Here is an 833-nt window from a genome sequence, read left to right as displayed (position 1 = left end):
TCGTCGCCGTTCAGACTGCGATGCGTGTGGAAAATCGCCGCTACGAAAACGACTTCTGCAGAGCTTCCTTAACAGCTTGATGGAAAAGTTAACAGCCCCTTCACGGGCTTTTTGAAACCGCTTCTAATGCGCATCCCGTCGCCGGCGTGGGCTATTTCGTGCTCACCAACGGAAGTATCTCAATAATCTGATCGAACAGGACCATCGTCACATCAAGTCAAGAACGAACGTGATGCTTGGATTCAAACGGTTCCGAAGTGCCGCGATCACGATTTCAGGCATCCAGTTGATGCATCGCATTCGCAAGGCGCAGTTCGACCTCTGCGCGCTCAGGCTCAGCGACACCACCGCGCCCGCGGTTTGGAACGCCGTCCTGTTCAATCGATCAGGTACCCCAATCTATAAAGATTATTTCGACCACGCTACCTATTTGCACCGGAGCCACAAAACCAACCTCACCCCCAACATCTGTAAATCGCCCGCACTCCAACATTCGGATCTGGCTTTGACAATTCTCCACTTTGGAATATGCCGGGCCCCGAACTGCGGAAGTCGTCCATCACATCAGAGCCGTTCAAATCACTGCCGCTTACTGCCACCGCGCCTCCAGCGGTCGATGATGCGGCCCACGCACAACAGGTACCTCGTCACATACTTCGTGGTCGCATACTCGACGTAGCCGAGCGGACACCGGGCCCGGTTTACGAACTGAAGCGCCCCGGGTTTTCCGGAGACTCCACTTCTTGAGAAAATGGAGCTATGGAAAACACGAAGAAGAAGTCCCCGAGGTACTCGCCGGAAGTTCGTGAGCGGGCTGTGCGAATGGTACTGGA

The 833-nt window shown here is 54.6% G+C and carries 1 pseudogene; it reads left to right on the top strand.

Annotation, left to right across the window (positions count from 1 at the left end):
• Positions 1-166: 166 nt before the first annotated feature.
• Positions 167-316 (top strand): annotated as a pseudogene (locus VSR82_RS39870) (DDE-type integrase/transposase/recombinase); the annotation flags it as partial.
• Positions 317-833: the final 517 nt, after the last annotated feature.

It is taken from the genome of Burkholderia sp. JPY481 (assembly GCF_038900515.1).
Taxonomy (GTDB): domain Bacteria; phylum Pseudomonadota; class Gammaproteobacteria; order Burkholderiales; family Burkholderiaceae; genus Paraburkholderia; species Paraburkholderia youngii.
Note: the sequence above shows the minus strand (reverse complement) of the source record. Positions and strands in the feature narration are given on the sequence as shown.